The organism is Tenacibaculum ascidiaceicola, from assembly GCF_047470925.1.
Lineage (GTDB): Bacteria > Bacteroidota > Bacteroidia > Flavobacteriales > Flavobacteriaceae > Polaribacter > Polaribacter discolor.
This window is the reverse complement of sequence record NZ_JAZKJP010000007.1, coordinates 1-21,082: the sequence shown is the minus strand read 5'-3', so window position 1 is coordinate 21,082 and position 21,082 is coordinate 1. Positions and strand designations below refer to the sequence as shown.

The following is a 21,082-nucleotide window of genomic DNA, read 5'->3' as shown; positions in this document are numbered from 1 at the left end:
ATGATATTGGTCATAACTGTGTAGAGGTTAAAAAGATTTTAAAATATGTTGGAGTTTTTGTAGATCTATAATTTTAATGTTTCGTCCTTCAATTTTAATTATACCTTGTTTTTTAAAGTTTGACATTGCTCTAATTAAGGTTTCGGTAGCGATTCCAGCAACACTGGCTAAGTCGCTTCGAGAAATGTTTATAGGATCTTCTGTTTTGTTGTTTAGTTTTTCAGCAAATTTAAGAATAGTTAAAGCGGTTTTTTTTTGCACAGAGCTATATGCCATTTGTAATAGTTGACTTTTCATTCCTTTAAGATCATTTGTTAAAAGTTCCATGAGTTCTAAAGTAACTTTATGGTTTTTATTTAGAATATCTTTAAGTTTACTTTTAGTGAGGCCTATTATTTGGGTGTCTTTTATAGCTGTTGCTGTTTCTTGATATGGAATATTATGAGTAAAAGAAGTGTAACCGAATAAGTCATTTTCTTTGTAAAGCGCCATAGTTAACTCTTTACCTCGCTCATCAAACTTATAAGATTTGACAACCCCTTTTATAACTAAAAAAATTAAGTTTGAATTATCTCCTTCTCTATAAATAATGTCGTCTTGCCTATAATTAAGGGTAGTGCCATTTTTTTTTAAAAAAAACTTTAACTCATTTAAGTTTTGTATTTCTTCTTTATTACATATTACACCCCCCTTAAGTACTTTTCTTTTGTCTTTTAATATTGCAGATTTTGCTATACGACTTTCTATTGTGTTTATAAGCTCGTCTTCATTAAAAGGTTTAGTAAGATAGTCGTCAGCTCCCATATTCATACCCTTTCTTATGTCTTGTCGTTCTGTTTTTGCAGATAAAAAAACAAAAGGAATATATTTAGTATTGCTTTGTTTTGCAAGCTCTTGAAGTACACTATAACCGTCTACTTCTGGCATTAAAATATCACAAATAATTATATCAGGAAGTGTTTCAATTGCTCTGTCTATACCGGTTTTTCCGTTAGAAGCTGTAATTACCTCATAGTTTGAGAGCTTTAGTAACTCAGAGGTGTTTTCTCTTAAAGTAGCATCATCTTCTATTAGTAACACTTTTTTCATAGTTTCAAAGTGTTAGGTAGTTCTATTGTAAAAATAGTTCCGTTTTGTTCTGTACTATCAAAGTAAATTTTACCATTTAAGTTTTCCATATGATTTTTGACAATGTTTAGCCCAATACCAGTTCCTTGAGTTAATAGAGCATTTTCAGCTCTGAAATAACGGTTAAATATGTTTTTTTGATCTTTAGCAGGAATACCTATGCCGTTATCTTTTACTTTGAATGTGGTTTTGGTATTATCTTGAGTAATACTAATATCTATTTGAGTATTTTCAGAAGAATATTTTATAGCATTATGTACTAAATTAGATAAAGCCAATTCTATAATTTTTTCATCTTGATATAAAGAGAAAGAATCAATGTTTTCTGGGTAATTTATTTTTTGTCCTTCTTTTAAGATCATATTAGCATTATAAACTACTTCATTTACTATTTTACTTAACTTAAATGTGCTTGGAGAGTATCTAATTTTACCTTTTTCTAGTTTGTCGATTGTTAAGAAATCATTTAAAATGTTGTTGAGGTAGTGTACTTTGTCAGATATGATTTTAATATGTTTATTGCGTTTATCTTGCTGTTCTGTCAATTTGTACTTACTTAATAATATAGCAGATGTTAAAATACCACTTAATGGAGTTTTGAATTCATGGGAAACTAATGATAAAAAGCCTGTTTTTAATTCGTTAAGTTCTTTTTCTTTTTTTAGAGCCAACTTAGTTTTTGCTTCAGCTTTAATACGTTTTTTATTTTCTGCTTCTAAAGCAAGAACCATGTTTTTTAATTCATGAGTTCTTTTTGAAACTTTTTCTTCTAAATTTTCATTTAATGATCTAATTTTTTGTTCTTGTTCTTTACGAGTTGAAATATCTATCACCAATGCCATGACATATTTTTCTTCATAAACAGAAAAAGGATTAAGTCCTGCCTCAACAGGAAATACACTACCATTTTTACGAACACCAAAAATATCCCTACCCTGACCCATTTGTCTTGATTCTTGTTGCTTCATAAAGTTTTTAACATGGTTCTGGTGCTCTTTATGGTAGTTTTTGGGAATTAAAATGTTAAGAGGTTGTCTTATAAGCTCTTCTTTGTCATAGCCAAACATTTTTTTAGTAGCATCATTTACTTCAACAATGTTTTGATGGCTATCAACTACTATAACACCCTCAGAAATAGAGCCTAGAAGAACTTCAAAAATATCTTTACCTTGTTGAAACATCGTAAGTTAAGTTAGCTTTTAAAGGTATTAAATTACTTAAAATTAAAGTAAAAGTCAAGATTCTTTTGAGGTAAGAGTTAGGTGGTTTTGTTTAATATGTAGATTTTTATTTGGCTTGTAAGTTTACTAAAGCGGATTAACTGAGAAAATAAAGCGATATAAAAGTAAAACTTTAATAGAAAATAGATATCTCTTTCTAAAAGATTATTTTTTTTGAAATTAACTTAAGTATCTGCTGAAAAAACTTTTGCGTAATTTACTCCTAGTGTCTTCTATTAATTTACTAATTTTTTCTTTAGTAATTCCCTTAATTGTAGATATCTCGTCTAGGTTAAACTTGTATTCAGAAGAAAGTTCAAAGACTGACTGCATGTTTGTTGGTAACTTATGCAGAATCATTTGTATATGTCTTTGGGTTGTAGCTTCATCCAATTCTTTATCAAGCTTATCAATATAGTTTTGTTCTTCATCTTTAACAAAAACATGATTTAATGTATAATTATTTTTATGGTAAGAATTGTCGTCAAGTTCATCCATCATTAATAAATCACCTCCAGCGTCAGCACTAAACTTTTCTTCCATCTCATTCCATTCAGGTTTAGAGAAATCGTCAATGTTCTTAAAAAAAAGTTCATCAAACTCTTCTTCTTCAATAGTGTTTTCAAGTAATTGGTCTGCTTTTTTAAATAGCCATAAATAAAAATTATCTGCTTTTTTTACTTCATTAATGTTTTCATAGACTTCTACAAATAACTGGTCGATAAAATCATTAGCATTGTATTTGTTTTTAGGAAAGTGTCCCTTGCTAATCGCAGCAACTAGCCTTTGATTAACATACTTTTTAATACTTGGTAAAATTTTTAGTATTAATGTGTTGAAAGTTTCTTTGTCTCCTTCTTCTTTTGATTTAATAAGGAGTGGAAATGCTTGTGCTACAAAGATGTGAAACTCTCGTTGCTGATAATTCATTTTAGTACTTTTCATCTGCTTTGTTAATTAGTTTAATTTTACTTTTATTGGTCAGGTCCTAATATTCTCTTATATTCTTCGTAGGTTTCTTTTGATATTTCACCTTTTGCAAAACGCTTTTTTAAAATATTTAACGGATTATCTTTTTTTGTTTTCTGAGTACTATATGATACTATGAAAAGTCTGATAATGAAAATAATCCATATGAACCACCATATGACATGTATGTCAAAGGTATATTTATAAGGAAGCATGATTTTTATTTTAAAATTATACTATTTTTTATTCATCCAAAACCTCTTTGGAGTTCATCTTTTTCATGCAAGATTGTATACATTCGTAATTAATCATTCCCCTTTGATGCATCATTTGTAACATTTTATCTACTTGAGTGCTATCATTCATTATTTGATGCATCATGTTTTTATTTCCGTGCATATTATTCATCATTATCCCTTTATTCATCATCATTTGCATAGCATACTCATTATTATGTGCTGTTTCCATAAACTCAGTCATGTAGTCATGATTTTCTGTAATAGCTTTGAATATTTCAGATTTTGTTTCTTGCTCTTTAAGTAGTTTTTCTACATCAGGTTTAGAGTTACAACTAACTAATATTTGTATTCCTAGAGTGAGTAAAAGAATTATTGATTTTTTCATGATATTAAAATTTCGTTAGTAATTATTTTATACTGTAAACCTGTAGAAGAAGGATGTTGAAAAGTAAAAAGAATTTTAGTTGTTTGAAATGATATATATCAGACTAAGAAAATTGGGAAAAAGAGATTAAGTTGATTAAAAATAGTGGTTTAATTGACGGTTGTCATTTTTTATGTTTTAAAATTCAATATATTAGTATGTTAAATATCATATGTAAATGAGAACTTCAATGGGAAGAAAAAACTTGTATGGCTATATCATAAACAGTATTATGGTTATAGTACTTGGTATTATTTATTGGAAACAAATGGATTATACTACTAATAGATTCTTGAATTGGGTTTCATTGGTACTAATAGTTCTCATTTTAGGAATGTTAACAATTGTTTTTTTGGTTTTAAAAACACAGATTAAAGCAAAAGAGAAATCGCAAGAAGAGCTTTTAAGGAATCAAAGATTATTACAATCAATAATAAACAACACAACCAATGTCATTTCTGTAAAAAAAATAAATGGTGAGTATATACTAGTAAATGAGAAGTACCAATTAATTTTTGGTAAATCAGAGGAAAGTTTAATAGGAAAAACGAACCATGATATTTTGCCAAAAGAAATTGCAGATAGATATCTTGAAGCCGATTTAGAGGCAATAAAAGCTGGAAAAGAAATTCAAATAGAAGAAGTAGTAGAACAGTCTGATGGACCACATATATATTTGTCTGTAAAATTTCCCTTATTTGATACTTCTAACAGGGTATATGCTATTGGAAGTATATCTACAGATATTACAGAAAGAAAGGCAATTATGGAGTCGCAAAAAGAAGCGGATACCTTTTTTAATATCTCTACAGATAGTCTGGTTATAGCATCTAATGAGAAATTTTTAAAAGTTAATACTTCGTTAAGTAATCTTCTAGGGTATACAAAAGAAGAGCTTTTAAGTGAGTCATTTGCTACTTATATTTTTCCTGAAGATCTTGAAAAGACAAATGAGGCTATTAAAAAGCTAGAAATGGGAGCGAACTTAGTAAGTTTTAATAATAGATGGATTTGTAAGGATAAAAGTATTAAGTGGTTATCTTGGAATGCTACTTCAGATAAGAATACAGGAACATTGTATGCTGTGGCTAGAGATATTACTAAAGACTTGTTGCTTCAAGAAGAGAGTGAAAAAAGAATGAATGAGCTGTATGAGAATCAGCAAAAATTGAATATGATTATAGAAAATATTAGTGATGGTGTGTTAGTTGCTAATACTGATAAGCAGGTTATATTGGCTAACGAGGTTGCTAATGAGCTTTTTGGTATAGAAGATGATTCAAAAATATCTGTTGACTTTTCTGATCATTTTAAAGTGATAAACTCATATGATGGAAAAGTTTTTCCTATTCAAAACCTACCAGCTGAACTAGCTTTAGAAGGTAAAATTACCAACGATATAGATGTGTTGTTGATGAATAAAGAGACGAATGAAATAAGGAGAGTATTGTTGAGTGGAAGACCTATAATTGATAATGAAAATTATATCGCTGCTGTAGTTGTAACTATTAAAGATATAAGTAGGTATAAGAGGTTAGAAGCAGAATTAAAAAGAAAAGACCAAGAATCAAGAAGAAGAATTGGTTTCAAAAAAAATGATTCAAAAAAGAAAGAATAAAATTGTTAGAAAAGTTAAGAGGGAGTTATTTATTCTTTTCAGCTTTTTTCTTTTCTTTTTCTAATTTTCTAAAATATCCTCGAGTTAAAAAATTGTGTTTAAAAGCTTCCATGTTTTCATTAAACTTTTCTGTTCCTTCGTTTATATTTTGAAGTGTAGATTTTAGACTATTAACCAAAGAGGTATCTTTTGTAATATAGTTAAGAGCTCCTTCACTAGAGTTAAAATTATCAACTAGAACATTAATATTTCCTATAAGGCTATCAATTTTTACACTTGAAGCATCGATGTTATGTACAATAGATTTTAATTTTTTACCAGAAATAGAATCATTAATTAACATGCCTAAAACAGTGTTATCATCTGTTTTTAATGAAGTTATTATATGGTTTAATTTGTTAATAGTGTTTGATGCTTGGTAACTTATTCTTTTTAGGTTTTTAACAGACTGTTTCATGTCTTTTGCCATAATTGTGTCGTTTAGTAAAACACCTAAAGTTCCTTTGCCCTCTAATAGTTTGTCGGTTATTTTTAAAAGATCAGCTGTAAGTATTGCTGCATTTTCATTAGTAACACTTAATGTGTTTAAAATATCATCTGTTCCAATTTTACTATAAGAGCTAATAACATCTCCATTTTTAATTAATGCTTCTGTTTTTTTTCCTGGAACTATATTTACAATCATATTTCCTACTAATCCGTCAGAACCTATAGTAGCAACAGCATTCTTCTTTATATGAATGGCTATTTTTTTGTCAATAACCATGTTTACTTTTATAGTGGAATCATTAATCATAGTTATATTTTTTACAGTTCCTATGTTTATTCCTGAATAACGAACATTATTTCCGTTTTGCAATCCGTTAACATTTTGAAAATAAGCGCTGATGGTAAAGTTTTCTTGAAACATGCTTTGGCGTTGCCCGATGAGGTAAATAGCAAAAACAAAAATAATTGTACCTATAGATACAAATAGTCCCAATCTAAATTTTTGTGAGTTTGTTGTTTTCATAATACCTATTTAAAAAAAGCTTTAATCTTTGGGTCTTCAGAGTTAGATAATTCTTTAAATGTTCCTGTAGCATAGTCGATGCCATCAATAAGTAATATCATTCTATCTGAAATAACTCGAGCACAATCAACATCGTGAGTAATAATAAGTGACGAGGTATTGTATTTTTTTTGAATATTTTGCATTAAGATAATAATTTCTTTCGCAGTAATAGGGTCCAGTCCACTTGTAGGTTCGTCATATAAAATAATTTTTGGCTGTAAAATAAGGGTTCGTGCTAAAGCAATTCGTCGTTTCATACCTCCAGACAATTCAGAAGGCATCATGTCTATTGTGTGTGTCAATCCAACATTGTCTAAAGCTTCAATAACCAGTTTTTCAGTATCAATTAATTTTTTATTTTTTCTTGTACGGCCTCGCAATGGAAATTCTAAATTTTCACGGACAGTCATAGAGTCATATAGCGCACTACCTTGAAATAGAAAACCTATGTCGGTACGTAAAATATCTAATGCTTCTTGGTCTAGTTTAGTTATATCATGATGCATCACTGAAATAATACCTTTATCAGCTTCCATTAATCCTACTAAACATTTAATCATAACCGATTTTCCAGACCCTGATTTTCCCATGACTACTAAATTTTCGCCTTCATAAAGCTGCATATTAAACCCATTAAGCACATGGTTATCTCCAAAGGCTTTGTATAAGTCTTTAATTTCTAGAACTACTTTTTTCTTAAGGGTATTTGTCATAATTCAAAAAAGATATCAGTTACAAAAACAGCTATAAAATCAATAATAAAAAGTAATAAAGAAGCAGTTACTACAGCTGTGTTTGTAGCTTTACCAACACCAGCGGTTCCTTTTTTACAGTTATACCCCTTAAAGCAACCAATAATTCCTATTGCAGCTCCAAAGAAAAACGACTTTATTGTAGCTGGAACTACGTCTCCAAACTTTATAGCATCAAATACTTGATTAAAATACAAAATAAAAGAGACATCTCCTTTTGTGCTTTCAACTAAAAAAGACCCAAACAAAGCAACAGTGTCAGCTATAATTACTAGTAAAGGGAGCATGAGAGTAACGGCTAAAACTCGAGTAACTACTAAGTATTTAAAAGGATTTATGCCAGAAACTTCCATAGCATCTATTTGTTCGGTAACACGCATAGAACCTAATTCGGCGCTAATACCAGAACCTATTTTTCCTGCACATACTAAAGCAGTGATGATAGGGCCTATTTCTCTTATAATTGAAATACCAACCATAGAAGGCATCCAAGATACAGCACCAAATTCCATTAAAGTTGGGCGAGTTTGCAAAGTAAGAACCAAACCTATTATAAAACCAGTAATACTAACTAATAGTAACGAACGATAACCTATTTGATAACATTGCAACATTAACTCCTTAAACTCAAAAGGTCGTTTAAAAGCCTCTCTAAAGAAACGAGCGGTAAAAAAAGCTAACTCACCAGTTTCTATAAAAAAAGATTTCAACTGCTTAATCATTAAATTAAAACGTAGCATAAATTGAGTTTAATGTTGTAATTGAATGTATATCAATTAATTATTATTAAAAATAATGAAAATTATACTATAAAAATGATAATTATCATCTAAAATCTCTAACTATAAACATATCTTTATTACGAAATATGTAAACACAAACAAAACTTGAAAATGCTTAAGATTATTAAATTGGCTTTAGTTCTTATCTTTTTGATTGTTTTAAAAGAATACTATCCCGAAAAGAAAAGAGAGGAAGAAAGGATGAGTACTAAAGTTTTGGTTCAATCTATTTTACCTATTAAGGTAAAAATTGATCGTAATATTATTGTAGAAAACTACTTTGAGTACTTAGACTCCATTGTTGAAAGGTATGATTCTTTAGTATCATATAAATTGACTGAACATCTTTTAGTTCGAACTAATTCTTGGATAATAGATACACTTCAAAATACCGATTATTATCGAAAGAAAGCTTTAGATTCTTTTGTTTTTAGTCAAAAAAAAATGATTGTATTGCCAAAAGGAGCATCGATAATTATTCCTGATTCTATAACCGCAAAAGAGATGCTTGATTCTTTTCAGAAAACTAGAATAGATATTAATATTCCTGAATTTAAACTTAGAATATATGAAGATTCTTTAAAATTGTATGATTTTCCTGTAAGAGTAGGGAGAAATGAAAAAAAGTACTTAAAAATGTCTGATAGGGTTGAGGATTTAAAAACCAAAACAGGGAAAGGTTTTATTATAAATTATGAACGTAAGCCGCGATATGTAAATCCAGTAAATAATCTTGAATATTTAACAACAAGAAGAGATGATAATAAAATAACTAAGTTACCTCAAATTCCTTTTATTGAAACCGAGATAAATGGTTTGCGTAATGGTCAAATGATACATCCAACAACTAATCCCATAACTTTAGGAAAGGCATATTCTAATGGTTGTATAGGAACAAAAGAGGCTGATGCTTGGGTTATTTATTACCACGCGCCAATTGGCACCAAAATAAAGATAAGATACGATTTAGAAATTTTAGATAAAAAAGGAGGTAAAAAGTATTTAAAGAACATTTATAAGAAATAAGCCTTTTATTTAAAAAGTATTATAACTGAGTTCATTTTCTGTTGTTCTTCCGTTGTTCCAACGGCTTAGATTATAAATGGTGGTATTAGCAATGTTGGTTATAGCTTCATAGGTTAAAAAGGCATGATGACCTGTAATAAGTACGTTTGGCATTGCTATTAATTTTACTAAAAGATTATCCTTTTGTGCTTTTTTAGAGTTATTATTAAAAAAAATACCTTTTTCTTTTTCGTATACATCAATACCTAAAGCACCAATCTTTCCGTTTTCTAATCCTGCTATTATGTGCTCTGTATTTATAATGGCACCTCTAGCTGTATTGATAATTATGACGCCTTCTTTCATTTTAGAGATTAAATCATTGTTAATTAAGTGATAAGTTTCGGTGGTTAAAGGAGTATGCAAAGAAATAACATCTGCTTTTTTACATAAAGTATTTAAAGTTACATATTGTAGCTGATAAGAATCCGCTAACTCTTTATTTTCTTTAATATCATATCCCAATAATTTGCATCCAAACCCATGCATAATTTTACACATAACAGAGCCTATTTTTCCTGTTCCAATAATGCCTATTGTTTTATTGTTTAAATCAAAACCAATAAGGTTTTCTTGAGCAAAATTAAAATTACTAATACGTTTGTTAGATTCAATCAACTTTCTATCTAAAGCTAACAAAAGCGCGGTAGCATGTTCAGCGATAGCATAAGGAGAATAAGCAGGTACATTAGCTACCTTAATATTGAGGTTTGAGGCAGTTTTTAGAGCTACATTGTCGTATCCTGCCGATCTTAAAGTTATATACTTAATTCCTAAACTGTCCAATTTTTTTATGATAAGGGAATCAGCTTCATCTGCTGCAAATATAGATATGGCATCATACCCTTTAGCCAATGTTACTGTTTTTAATGATAAAGCTTCTTTTATGAATGTTAGTTGAAACTTCTCTTTATTTGCTTCTTTTAAGTGAGGTATTTCAAAACTTTTGGAACTATATACAAGTACTTTCATGATAAAAACAATTAATTAAGTTGAAGCTAAAATATTGATTTATAGGTTTGTTTTCAATGATATTTGTCATTTTAAAAGAGTGAGTTTAACATAAAACGTTTAGTTTTTTTAGTGAAAACGAAAGAATATAAACTTTTATTAAAAACTTAAACATTAGCAAAAAAGAGCACTATAATTAAAATAAGAAGTCCTATTAAAAAACTACTATAGGCCAGTTCTAAATAAAAATACCCACGTTTCATTTCTTTTTCTAATAAAAACATAGTTCTAACTTGATTCCCTATTTGTAATTCTTGACTATTTAAAACTTTGTTGTAAGCTTTTTCATATTCTTCTAAAGTTTTACCGCTTGACATACCAATCATAAAAAGGTTTTCTTCTCTTTTCTTGTATTTAGAAACAACATCTTTTTTAAATCTCTTGTAGAAAGCCAAGCTATTTGGTTTAGAAGCTAATATGGAGAATATTAAAGATGTAAACGATGTTATAATTAAAATAATGGCAATTTTAATACCGAAGTTAATTTCAGTAATATAGTTAAAGAAAATAACAGAGGCTGAAAGTATTGTAGCGTTTACTTTTAACATAATAGCTGCTTTTCTATCAATTAAGTTTAAAGTGCTGAGGTAGAATTTATTTTGATTTCTTTGATAAGTAGCGAAAGACTTCCTGGGCTCTTTTTTTGTAGCAAACAAGCCTATACTTTCTTTAAGTTCGATTTCTTTAGTAGTCATCTCTATAAAGTTTGCGCGATAAAGGTTTACTAAGAGTGCTGTAACTAATGAAGAGTTGTAAATGTTAGTTTTGTTTCATTCTATCTGTTTGTTGATGATTAATTCAACACGTTGGTTATGTTGTAAAAATTAAATCGCTAGTAAATTGATAATTTATTTATTCTTAGAAAAAATATTTTCGAGGAGTGACTTAAAGATACGAAAAAAATATGTGTTTTTATTTCTTGAGTATTGAAAATGAGCTGTCTGTAGGTTTTGGTTTTGAAGATGATTGAAAAAAAGATAAATTAAAAATTAATAGAATCCCCTTTAAGTAATTAGTAAAAAACAAAAAAGCACCAACTAAATGTTGATGCTTTAAAGGTGGTCCCACATGGACTCGAAGTAATTGTTTGTTGTTGTGTGTGAAAATTCAAAAACCCAATAAAATATAGGTTTTACAAGGGTTTGTTGTGTGTTTTTGTTTTGTGTAAATACAGTTAAAAATAGTTTTTCTTTCCCGTTCTCTTTCCCTTTTTGTTATATTTGGGAAAAATTGTAATTATGTATTTTTATCTTAAACAACCCAAGTCAGACAAAGCTACAGTAATTGATTTAATTTATCATTTAAAAGCTGAAAAGAAAAACTTCAAATACAGTACAGGACAAAAAATAATTCCTGCGGATTGGGATTTCTCTGCCCGATACCCAAAATTAAAACGTGGAGCATCTGGAAAAAAGAATAAACAAATAGCTCTTGTTTTGGATAATTATAGGAAACATTTAGAAGATGCGATTTCTGATTTTAAAATTCAAAACCGACATTTAACAAGAGAAGATTTAAAACTAATTTTTGAGAAAAAATTTAATGCAAATTATAAGGATGATAAGATACCTTTTAATGTTAAAGATGCTATTGAAGTATTTATTGAAAATAAGAAAAAAGGAGGTGGAGTGTCGGATAATTGGAAGAAGAAATATACCAATTTAAAGAATAAGATAACCTTATTTGATGTTTATAAGAAAAGGCAAACAGTTTTTACAGATTTAAACGAAAATTGGTTAGATGCTTATTGCGGTTTTTTACGTGATTTCCCGAACTTGGTAGATAAGAAAAAAGCTAAAGAAATAAAGTCTATAGTTCCAAAAGTAGGTCAATCAGACAATACATTATATAGGCATGTTAATTTATTATTCACATTTTTAAAATGGGTAAGAAAAAATTATAAAATTGAAATTCAGGAATTAACAAATCCAGTTGATGAATACGATACCGATGATATTCATTTGACAGACGAAGAAATAAAGAAAATAGAAAGGGTTTATTTAAGAAGTGAAGTTTTACAGAGAGCTAGAGATATTTTTTTGATAGGTGTATATTCAGGACAACGCTTTTCGGATTATTCTGTTTTTGAAAAAGAAGATATAGTGCAAACTAAAAAAGGAGAAATAATAATCAAAAGGGCAGATAAAACAGAAAAAGAAAGTTTTATTCCCTTGCATAATAAATTAAGGGTATTATTGGATAGGTTTGATTGGAAAATACCTCAAATGTCTACACAAAAATTTAATCCATACATTAAGGAAGTGTGTATGAGGGCTAAAATTAATAATATAGTAAAGAAAACTACGCATAGAGGGAATAAAAAAGAAGTTGAGTATCAGGAAAAGTGGAAAATGGTAGTCAGCCACACAGCGAGAAGAACGTTCATAACATTATCTTCGGAAAAAGGAATGCCCGACCACATCATTATGAAAATTACAGGGATAAGGAATACAGAAACTTTAGCCAAGTATAAAAAAACAAGTCAAGACTCTGTATTTGATTATATGAATATTACTTGGGGTTAAAACGTTCTTTTAATCACTTTAAAAATTTGATACACTTCATTAAGGTCTAACTCAAAATCTGAATACTCGGGGCTTTTATTTCTACTATGGCAAATAATCGTCCCGTTTTCTTTATCCAGTCCGATAATATCCTTGTGAAAAACATTCTGCTTAGAAAGAATAATCCATCCGTATAAAGTAGGATTGAATCCATCCATCCAATGATGGCGTCCAAGTTCTCTACCCAACACCAAAGCTCTATTAGGGGTATCATTAATTCCGCCACCGTTCATACTATCATTTTTAGTCCTAAACGCTTCGTAATTACCACGACCGTACTTCTCTACATTAAAAGTTACTTCCTCCCATTCATAAATCACATTTGCATCATCTAGTGTTTCTAAAAAAGAAGAATAGGCATCAAAAGGAATCAATCGTGTAGTTACGTTAAAACTACCATCAGGTTTTTCTACAAAAACATTTCCATTTGCATTGACCATAGTATCCTTGTTGACAAGTTCCCCCTCTCCTGTAAGCAAATACATATAGTTAATCTCTTTATATCTATTAGTAATCGCTTTGGCAAGCTTTGGACTTATTTTACTTCTTCCATTTCTTACATAGTAGATACGAGAATTGCTATTATCTCCAATCTCTACTGATAAGCGGTTTGCTTTGATACCTAAATGGTCTAATAACTCCTGTAAAATTTCCGAACTGGTTTTCAACATCTTATCAATTTCTTTAAATTATTTTGTCCACAATTTATTCTAAAAGTTGACAATTGATTTTATTTTTGTGTCATAATTATCCACAAACATAACAATTAACGATAGATTATTGGTATTTGTGAGCAAAAAATAAAAAATAGCACAAAAATTTAAAAATTGAATATGACCCAAGCAGACTTATTAAAAGTAAACCTTAAAGCCTTAACCATTTTTAATGCCAATGATACGATGCTTACTGTAGATGGTTGCGCAAAGTATTTAAAGGTACACCCTAATACGGTTAAAAACCGCATCCATAAAAACACCATTCAAGCAATCTTTCAAGACGGTAAATACCATATCCCTAAAATTCAATTTTTAGAAAAGATAGTAGAGAGTTTTGAACAATAACCATGAAAAAGAAAGCGCAAAAAAACGCAAAAAGCGCAAAAACACCACAGCGATAAGTAAGCACTTATTGTAAGTAACTCACAACATTCAGGTTGTGGGTTACTTAAAAAAAAGCTTTAAAGATGCAAAAAAGAGTAAACCATTTTATTATGAATTACTCTTTTTATTAAAGTTTAATGATTAGTTTTTTATAACACTAAAGTAGTGTTATAAACATCTTTATCGCATATGCAATTTATGAAAAAAATATTGATTTACAGTATATTGTAACAATAGGCTAAAAAGTTTAGTGATTAGCTCCTTTACTAACCACCAAACTTATATTCACAACATAAAACTTAGTATTATAAAAATATTGTGCAATGTTAAAAGCACTTACTAAGTATTAGAAAAACAAAGGTACAAAAAACGGTTAGCTGTCACTAACCGTTTAAAAAATTGCTATGAAAAAGAAAAAAATTCTGCAAGGACGCAGAACCTTTTAAGAACTACGAAGATATGAAAAAAAATAATACATCGCTCACAGCGATAGGATTGTACAATCAAAAAGTACATGAGTATTTACAAAACACAACGTTGGATTCCATTACCCAACTAACCATCAAGCTATTTAAAGACAATGCGCAACGCAATAAGCTAAACGATGCGCAATATAACAAAGCCGTAGAGGAATTTAATACCCAACACGGTTATTTGCTCTTAAAAAAAGGAAAAGAGTATGAAAAAGCGATAAGTAAACACTACAACTATATCAACTATCCTTTTTTAGATAGAAGTGCTATGAAAAGCACGATGGATAACTACCGTCAATATGTACATACTTACAATCAACAAGCTATCGAGTACAACAAAGCTATAGCCGAATATAACAAAACGGTCATAAGCCCCAATACTCCAACACTAGCCCAACAAGTGGCAGACTTTACAAAGAAGCACCGTAGTGAATTTGCTACTATCTACAACAAAGGGGTAGCAAAATTCAATGCGCAAAAAAACGCAAACTATATCGCAAAAAAGCGCAAACCAACCATCAAGTACACCACCGAGCTTTTATTTAATGTCTTGGTAGGCTTTTATATCGCCCAATTAAAACAACGCAATTCATATCTCTTAGAAATGAATCGTCCAACTAGTGTCTTAAAAAATGCCTTACCAAAGCTAACCATAGACCACCGCAAATTAGCGACACACACCATTGCAGAGATACCAAGACTTGCTATTTGCAAAAAGACAGCGCAAAACCACATTAAACGACTTAGAGAAGCCAACATCTTAATCAACTATACATATATTAACCAGTACAAACCCATAACGGTTAATTTTCACCCTGAAATTCTAACAATTTTAGACGGAAATCCACCAAAACCCAAAAGAATTGAAAACCAATTTTTTAAACAGGAGAACTGGAAAGAATTACCAGATAATAATGATACTACTAGAACCTTTTTATTAAAAGAAAAAAAAATAAAAGACTGTGTAAATAACACAGGATTTCAAAAGGAAGAATTTATATGTCCTGCGGACGGCTTCTACAAGAACACCACAGTGATAAGTAAGAAAACAACCACTCGCCCGCGCCAAACTTCCGAAGCAGTCAAAGCCCTGTTGCCTGATTTTTTAAAGCAAGAAAAACCAAGCCAAGGCACAAACAGCCCGCTTACGCATAATTTTTTAGCTCGATTGCAAGACGATAGAGAACTAGCGCAACAATTGGCAGACGGTGTGTATGATAATTACAAAGGATTGCGTTATGACTATTTGCAAAAAATAGAACTCTACGCCAATGTAACGACTGAAGAATTTAAGGCAATTTTAATACAGGATTGTATCAAAACATCTGCAAAACTGTGGAAACAGCACAATGTATATGTAGGTGAATGGAAAAAAGCCATCAATTATCTAAACAACGAACTGTTTACAAACATCACTCAAAAGACAACCCTGATTCAAAAGCTCAAAGAATACCGTTGGAAACTAGAATTTGCTCGCAAGTGGTTTATCAAATCACAAGTAACCGCATTGTATCCCTCGTTGTATTTTGATAAAACACGTACCCAAACCCATGAAATAGGCTTTTTCGGCTTGCATAAAGTATGGAAAACCCATGTAAAGTATCAGGAAAAAAAGGCAATAGAAAAAGCGAAACAACAAACGCAAGAAAACGCAAGAAAACGCAAAGCCACCTATCAAAAGAAAATTACAACAGCCATCAAGAAATATGAAAAAGGCAATTATACAGCAAAACAGCTATATACCTATGTACAAACCAACCTACCACATAGCTATCTGTCAGTATTGCCAACTATGATAACCCATAAACATCAAAACAGAACTTAAAAGCAAGTTGTAACCTTATACTAAGATTAACATAAAAATGTGTAAACTTATTTTAAGACACACTCTATATAAAACTAAAACACTTAATTAAAAATATGTTATCAATGGATTTTAGAATGACTCATAAATTAACTAATACAAATTACTTTTTTTCTATATAGAAATATGATCTTCTGTTTAGTTGGTGTTCTTTTTCGGTACACTTATTTTGATTTAAGTCATTACAGTTGTTTAACAGCTGTTCTTCGCCATAACCAATAGCACTTTTTATTCTTTTAGAAGAAATACCTCTTGATAATATATAGTCTCTTGTAGATTTGGCTCTTTTGTCTGATAATAATTTATTATATGTTTGCGATCCTCTACTATCTGTATGAGACTCAATTCTTAAACTTATATCAGGGTTGTCTTTTAATACAGAAACGATATGTTCTAATTCATATTCGGCGTCTTCACGAATATTATACAGGTCAAAATCAAAGTAAATAGGATTTATAATAATTTGATCATCTATTATTAAAGATTCAAGTTGGATGTTCTCAGTAATTAACCTTTTGTTAATGTCAAGTGTTTTTGTGTTTTTTTGAGAATTTCGGTAATCTTTTTTTGAGGCAACGACTACAAAACTTTTTTCACAATCTACTTTTTCAAATAAATAACTACCATCTTTATTGGTTGTTTTAGTCAAAATGGGCTTTCCTTGTTTGTTTATAAGCTGAACGATAGCATTGGGAATAGGTGTACCTGTTCTTGAGTCTGATATAACTCCTTTAATATTCTCTTTACAGTCGTATATTTTAAAACTATAAATATCATCATCTCCCTTACCTTCTTTTCTGTTGGAAGAAAAGTAACCTTGAGTATGTTTGTCGTTAATAATGAAAGCAAAATCATCAAAAGGACTATTTACAGGGCTTCCTAAATTTACTGGTTTTGTATAAGAGTTATTCGTGATTTTTACCTCAAAAACATCTAAACCTCCTAAGCCAATATGTCCATCAGAAGAAAAATACAAAACATTATCATTTCCTATAAAAGGAAACATTTCTTTGCTTTCTGTATTAATAGTCTTACCAAGGTTTTCAGGTTTTCCAAAAGCATCATTTTTCAAAATTGCTATTTTATAAATATCGGTGCCTCCGTAGCCGTTAGGCATATCAGAAACAAAGTAAAGTGTTTTTTCGTCAGGGCTGAGGGCGGGATGTCCGCAAGAAAAATTATTACTATTAAAAGGAAGTTCTTTCACCTCACCCCAAATATTTCCTTTTTTAGTAGTCTTATAAATTTTAAGATGGGAAATATTATTTTCATCTCCAACTAATCGCTTACCATCAAAATTGTCTCTAGTAAAATAAGCTGTTTTTCCATCTTTAGAAATAACAATGTTTGATTCGTGATATTTAGTGCTTAACCCTTTAAGAAGGATAGGTTTCTCTACATCCAAAATTTTAATAGAGTCGGTACTTTGTTTTGCTTTATAAATGTTTAAATATGGTTGTTTATTCCATCTATAGAGTTTTTTGTCTTTTTCTGTTTTAGGTTGAGTTGAAGAAAAGTATAAATAATTACCATAAATAGACCCTCCAAAGTCTGAATAAGAAGTGTTGCTAGATAGGTTGTGAATATTTATATATGTTTTGTCTCGATTAGAGTATTCAACAAAATAATTAGTATTTTCTTCTAGAGCTTTTACTCGACTATCATTTTTATTTAGCTTTAATAACCATTTGTCAGATTCTTTTACCTTACTATTGGTTTTTAAAACCTGAGCATACCTAAATATATGTTGGGGTTTGGCAGTGTCTTCGTATAATTTCATTAGCTCTTGATAGTTTTTTTCTGCCAAAGTGTACTCAAAATTAAAGTAATACGAATCTCCCAATCTACTTAATACAGTATAAGAATTATCTCCTTTATTGTAAATAGTTTGATATAATTCAGCAGATTTTTTATAAGAAAACTCTTCAAAATACTTATTGGCAGCATACTTTCGCTGACCGCTAATAGTGGTCGGTATAAATGCTATTATAAGTAAAAAATATATTGCTTTTTTCATCTTATTTATATGTAATTTAAAAAAACCTAGGAGATTTCATTGCAGGTTCTTTGAAAATTTCCCACTTTATCATTAATTCATAGGTTCCAGAGTTGTAGTTGCTGTAATTAGAGGTGGTGAGGTCATAAGCCAATCCTATGTGTAAATTTCTGGAAGCTTGAAGACCTATTAGAGCACTAATAGAATCGTCCCATCTCCAAGCGATACCAGCTGTAAATTTTTCATTGAAAAGAAAGTTAGCAGATACATCTAATGATAGAGGTGCTCCACTTACAATTTTCGTTAAAAATGCAGGTTTAAACTTAATACTTTCGTTTAAATTAAATACATATCCACCAATTAGAAATAAGTGTATTCGTTCTTTTGCAATATCCCCTCCATTATTAGAATCATCATAATGATCAGTACTAATAAAGTTAGGGATAGCAGCTCCTAAATACCAGTTGGAAGTGTAATAATAAATACCTGCTCCAATGGTTGGTAAAAGTTTATTAATATTACCCGTTAAGCTCTTATCATCTCTGTCCTTAACAAGCCCCTTGCTCCAGTCAACATTTAAATGCCTTCCTCCAAGTTTTAATCCAAAAGCCAAATTACCCTCATCACTGGTACGAACTGTATAAGAAGCATTAATATCTAAAAAAAATTCATTAGCAGGCCCTATTCTATCGTTAGTTAGATTAATACCTAGTCCAACTCCGCTAAAACCTAACGGAGTGTCAAAACTTAATGTTTGGGTGTTTGGAGCCCCTTCAACACCAACCCATTGAGTTCTTGCGAGTGCATTTATTATAGTATGTCCGCTTGATCCAGCATATGCAGGGTTTACACTCATTGTGTTATACATATATTGGGTGTATTGAGGGTCTTGTTGAGCATTTGCATTTATTAATATTTGAACTAGGAATATTAATGTGCATAAGTGTTTTAATTTCATATTATTTTTTTTATCTATTAATGTATAACCAGCCTACTTTTGGTTTTGATCCATCACCTAAATCGATAACATAAAAATAGGTGCCTGAAGGTAATTTTTCATCAACATTAATTGTTGTTCGTCCATTAGATATCCCTTTAAAAACAATATCTCTATTATTATAGCCAGAAGCTTTGTATACAGTATTTCCCCATCTATTAAAGATTTCAACAGTATTGTTACTGTATTCAGGTCTATCTACACAAGAGATAAAGAAAATATCATTATCACCATCACTACCAGGAGTCATGATATTATAGGGAGTACCACAGGGTTTTGTATTAGGGTCTAGGTAGTCAGGAATACCATTATCATCGGTGTCAAGAGCATCGTTAGTTGTTGGGTCAGGGTCTCCGGGATTTTCATCTGAAGTATTAATACCGTCGTTATCATCATCAATATCTTGAAAATCTGGAATACCATCTCCATCATTATCAGGAATGTCTACAGGAGTGCCTCCGTTATCTGTGTCATAAGTATCATCCAAACCATCTCCATCTGAATCATTGCCAGAAGGAAGGCTGTCAGGTACTCCATCACTATTACTATCATTTCCTTCAATAACATCAGGAACTCCATCATTATCACTATCGCTATCAAGACTATCAGGAATCCCGTCTTCATCAGTATCTGTGTTGCCATCCCCTTCATCAATATCCAAAATTCCATCATTATCATCATCAATATCGGTGATGTCTGGAACTCCATCATTATCAGAATCTAATAAACTGTATAGATGAGTATCTGTAGCTGAAGCAGTATTTCCAGTAGTATCTATTGTCGTAACACTTGCTTCTACAGTGGTATCAGGATCGGCTGCTAATTCTGAACCTGGCACACTAATACTGTAATTTCCACTAGCGTCTACGGTACCAGTATAGGTATTTCCGTTGATTGTTAGAGTTACCGTGTCTCCTGTATTAAAATCTCCACTTACAGTTCCGGTTACTGGAATGTTCATTCCTGCTTCTGTTGCGTCAATGATATTGTCTGGAGTGATGTCATCAATAACAATAGAAAGGGTAGGAGCTGTGGTATCTACATTGTACAGATGAGCATCTGTAGCTGAAGCAGTATTTCCAGCAATATCTGTTGTCGTAACACTTGCCTCTACAGTGGTATCTGGGTCGGCTGCTAATTCTGAACCAGGGACACTGATGCTATAGTTTCCACTAGCGTCTACGGTACCGGTATAGGTATTCCCGTTAATTGTTAGGGTTACGGTGTCTCCTGTATTAAAATCACCTCCTACTGTTCCGGTTACTGGAATGTTCGTTCCTGCTTCTGCTGCATTGATAATATTGTCTGCCGTTATGTTGTCTACACTAATGGTAGGTACTGGAGCGGTCGTGTCTATATCATAAACATGATTCGTGTTGGCGGAGCAAGTTGCATATGACAGGAAACTAGCCTCTACAGTGATATCTGGGTCGGCTGCTAAGTCTGATCCTGGGACATCAATGCTGTAGTTCCCACTGGCATCTACCGTTCTGGTATAGGTGTTTCCGTTGATTGTTAATGTTACGGTGTCGCCTGTGTTGAAGTCGCCTCCTACGGTTCCGCTTACTGGAATAGTTGTTCCTGCTTCTGCAGCATTGACAATATTGTCTGCGGTGATATCATTTATAGCTAAGTTAACTACTCCTCCTACAGTAATAGTTGCAGTTGCAGATCTCACTTCCGCACACGCTCCACTTTGTACTACTGCACGATATTGTGTGGTAGCCGTTAGGTTGGTCGCTGTTAAGGTAGTGGTGGTATTGGCGATATCGGTATCAGTGGTAAAGTTATCGGTAGAACTCTCCCAACGGATGATGTTTCCTGTA

General features: G+C 30.9%; 19 protein-coding genes. 5 read left to right on the top strand and 14 right to left on the bottom strand.

Annotated features, from left to right (window positions below; all coding sequences use genetic code 11):
- Nucleotides 1-27: 27 nt before the first annotated feature.
- From VBY68_RS07700 to VBY68_RS07680, 5 genes are all read right to left on the bottom strand, one after another.
- Nucleotides 28-1,089: a response regulator gene (locus VBY68_RS07700; protein WP_415269386.1), complete on the bottom strand. Its 1,062-nt coding sequence runs from the start codon at nucleotides 1,087-1,089 to the stop codon at nucleotides 28-30.
- A complete protein-coding gene (locus VBY68_RS07695) occupies nucleotides 1,086-2,309 on the bottom strand; it encodes a PAS domain-containing sensor histidine kinase (protein WP_415269385.1) in 1,224 nt (407 codons plus the stop codon). Before VBY68_RS07695 ends, VBY68_RS07700 begins: the two co-directional genes overlap by 4 nt.
- A 219-nt stretch (nucleotides 2,310-2,528) precedes the next feature.
- The gene (locus tag VBY68_RS07690) at nucleotides 2,529-3,293 is read right to left on the bottom strand and encodes a sigma-70 family RNA polymerase sigma factor (RefSeq protein WP_415269384.1); all 765 of its coding nucleotides are present in this window, start codon (nucleotides 3,291-3,293) and stop codon (nucleotides 2,529-2,531) included.
- Between the two features lie 29 nt (nucleotides 3,294-3,322).
- On the bottom strand, nucleotides 3,323-3,532 hold the full coding sequence (locus VBY68_RS07685; RefSeq protein ID WP_415269383.1) for an SHOCT domain-containing protein: 210 nt from the start codon (nucleotides 3,530-3,532) through the stop codon (nucleotides 3,323-3,325).
- 28 nt (nucleotides 3,533-3,560) lie between these two features.
- Nucleotides 3,561-3,941 (bottom strand): hypothetical protein, encoded by a 381-nt coding sequence (locus VBY68_RS07680; protein WP_415269382.1) that lies wholly within the window; start codon nucleotides 3,939-3,941, stop codon nucleotides 3,561-3,563.
- A 229-nt stretch (nucleotides 3,942-4,170) separates the two neighbouring features.
- On the opposite strand from VBY68_RS07680, the gene VBY68_RS07675 reads away from it, so the two are divergent.
- A complete protein-coding gene (locus tag VBY68_RS07675; protein ID WP_415269381.1) occupies nucleotides 4,171-5,598 on the top strand; it encodes a PAS domain-containing protein in 1,428 nt (475 codons plus the stop codon).
- Between the two features lie 25 nt (nucleotides 5,599-5,623).
- Here VBY68_RS07675 and VBY68_RS07670 read toward each other — a convergent pair whose 3' ends face one another.
- From VBY68_RS07670 to VBY68_RS07660, 3 genes are read right to left on the bottom strand one after another with little or no spacing between them, the layout of a single operon-like run.
- Complete coding sequence (locus tag VBY68_RS07670; protein WP_415269380.1) at nucleotides 5,624-6,610, bottom strand: MlaD family protein; 987 nt, start codon at nucleotides 6,608-6,610, stop codon at nucleotides 5,624-5,626.
- A gap of 5 nt (nucleotides 6,611-6,615) precedes the next feature.
- Complete coding sequence (locus VBY68_RS07665; RefSeq protein WP_415269379.1) at nucleotides 6,616-7,365, bottom strand: ABC transporter ATP-binding protein; 750 nt, start codon at nucleotides 7,363-7,365, stop codon at nucleotides 6,616-6,618.
- Complete coding sequence (locus VBY68_RS07660; RefSeq protein WP_028892235.1) at nucleotides 7,362-8,144, bottom strand: MlaE family ABC transporter permease; 783 nt, start codon at nucleotides 8,142-8,144, stop codon at nucleotides 7,362-7,364. The genes VBY68_RS07665 and VBY68_RS07660 overlap by 4 nt, the downstream gene beginning before the upstream one ends.
- A 153-nt stretch (nucleotides 8,145-8,297) precedes the next feature.
- Here VBY68_RS07660 and VBY68_RS07655 point away from each other — a divergent pair, with 153 nt between their 5' ends.
- A complete protein-coding gene (locus VBY68_RS07655) occupies nucleotides 8,298-9,212 on the top strand; it encodes a L,D-transpeptidase (protein WP_415269378.1) in 915 nt (304 codons plus the stop codon).
- A 9-nt stretch (nucleotides 9,213-9,221) separates the two neighbouring features.
- On the opposite strand, the gene VBY68_RS07650 is transcribed toward VBY68_RS07655, so the two are convergent.
- Nucleotides 9,222-10,223, bottom strand: a complete 1,002-nt coding sequence (locus VBY68_RS07650) for a 2-hydroxyacid dehydrogenase (protein WP_415269377.1) — start codon at nucleotides 10,221-10,223, stop codon at nucleotides 9,222-9,224.
- A 146-nt stretch (nucleotides 10,224-10,369) separates the two neighbouring features.
- The gene (locus tag VBY68_RS07645) at nucleotides 10,370-10,957 is read right to left on the bottom strand and encodes a hypothetical protein (RefSeq protein ID WP_415269376.1); all 588 of its coding nucleotides are present in this window, start codon (nucleotides 10,955-10,957) and stop codon (nucleotides 10,370-10,372) included.
- A 543-nt stretch (nucleotides 10,958-11,500) separates the two neighbouring features.
- Between VBY68_RS07645 and VBY68_RS07640 the strand changes: the two genes are divergently transcribed.
- On the top strand, nucleotides 11,501-12,787 hold the full coding sequence (locus tag VBY68_RS07640; RefSeq protein ID WP_125065981.1) for a tyrosine-type recombinase/integrase: 1,287 nt from the start codon (nucleotides 11,501-11,503) through the stop codon (nucleotides 12,785-12,787).
- Here the strand turns inward: VBY68_RS07640 and VBY68_RS07635 are convergent.
- Nucleotides 12,784-13,497, bottom strand: coding sequence for a hypothetical protein (locus tag VBY68_RS07635; RefSeq protein ID WP_125065980.1), 714 nt, complete (start codon nucleotides 13,495-13,497; stop codon nucleotides 12,784-12,786). The genes VBY68_RS07640 and VBY68_RS07635 overlap by 4 nt on opposite strands.
- Before the next feature lie 162 nt (nucleotides 13,498-13,659).
- On the opposite strand from VBY68_RS07635, the gene VBY68_RS07630 reads away from it, so the two are divergent.
- Nucleotides 13,660-13,887: a helix-turn-helix domain-containing protein gene (locus tag VBY68_RS07630; protein ID WP_099214612.1), complete on the top strand. Its 228-nt coding sequence runs from the start codon at nucleotides 13,660-13,662 to the stop codon at nucleotides 13,885-13,887.
- Nucleotides 13,888-14,385: 498 nt separating this feature from the next.
- Nucleotides 14,386-16,224, top strand: a complete 1,839-nt coding sequence (locus tag VBY68_RS07625) for a hypothetical protein (RefSeq protein WP_415269375.1) — start codon at nucleotides 14,386-14,388, stop codon at nucleotides 16,222-16,224.
- Between the two features lie 142 nt (nucleotides 16,225-16,366).
- On the opposite strand, the gene VBY68_RS07620 is transcribed toward VBY68_RS07625, so the two are convergent.
- The 3 genes from VBY68_RS07620 to VBY68_RS07610 form a co-directional block, all read right to left on the bottom strand.
- Nucleotides 16,367-18,280 carry an OmpA family protein gene (locus VBY68_RS07620; protein ID WP_125065978.1) on the bottom strand — a complete coding sequence of 638 codons (1,914 nt, stop codon included), beginning with the start codon at nucleotides 18,278-18,280 and terminating at the stop codon, nucleotides 16,367-16,369.
- Nucleotides 18,281-18,296: 16 nt separating this feature from the next.
- A complete protein-coding gene (locus tag VBY68_RS07615) occupies nucleotides 18,297-19,217 on the bottom strand; it encodes a PorP/SprF family type IX secretion system membrane protein (protein WP_415269374.1) in 921 nt (306 codons plus the stop codon).
- 10 nt (nucleotides 19,218-19,227) lie between these two features.
- On the bottom strand, nucleotides 19,228-21,082 hold a 1,855-nt coding region (locus VBY68_RS07610; protein ID WP_415269373.1), incomplete at its 5' end, for an Ig-like domain-containing protein.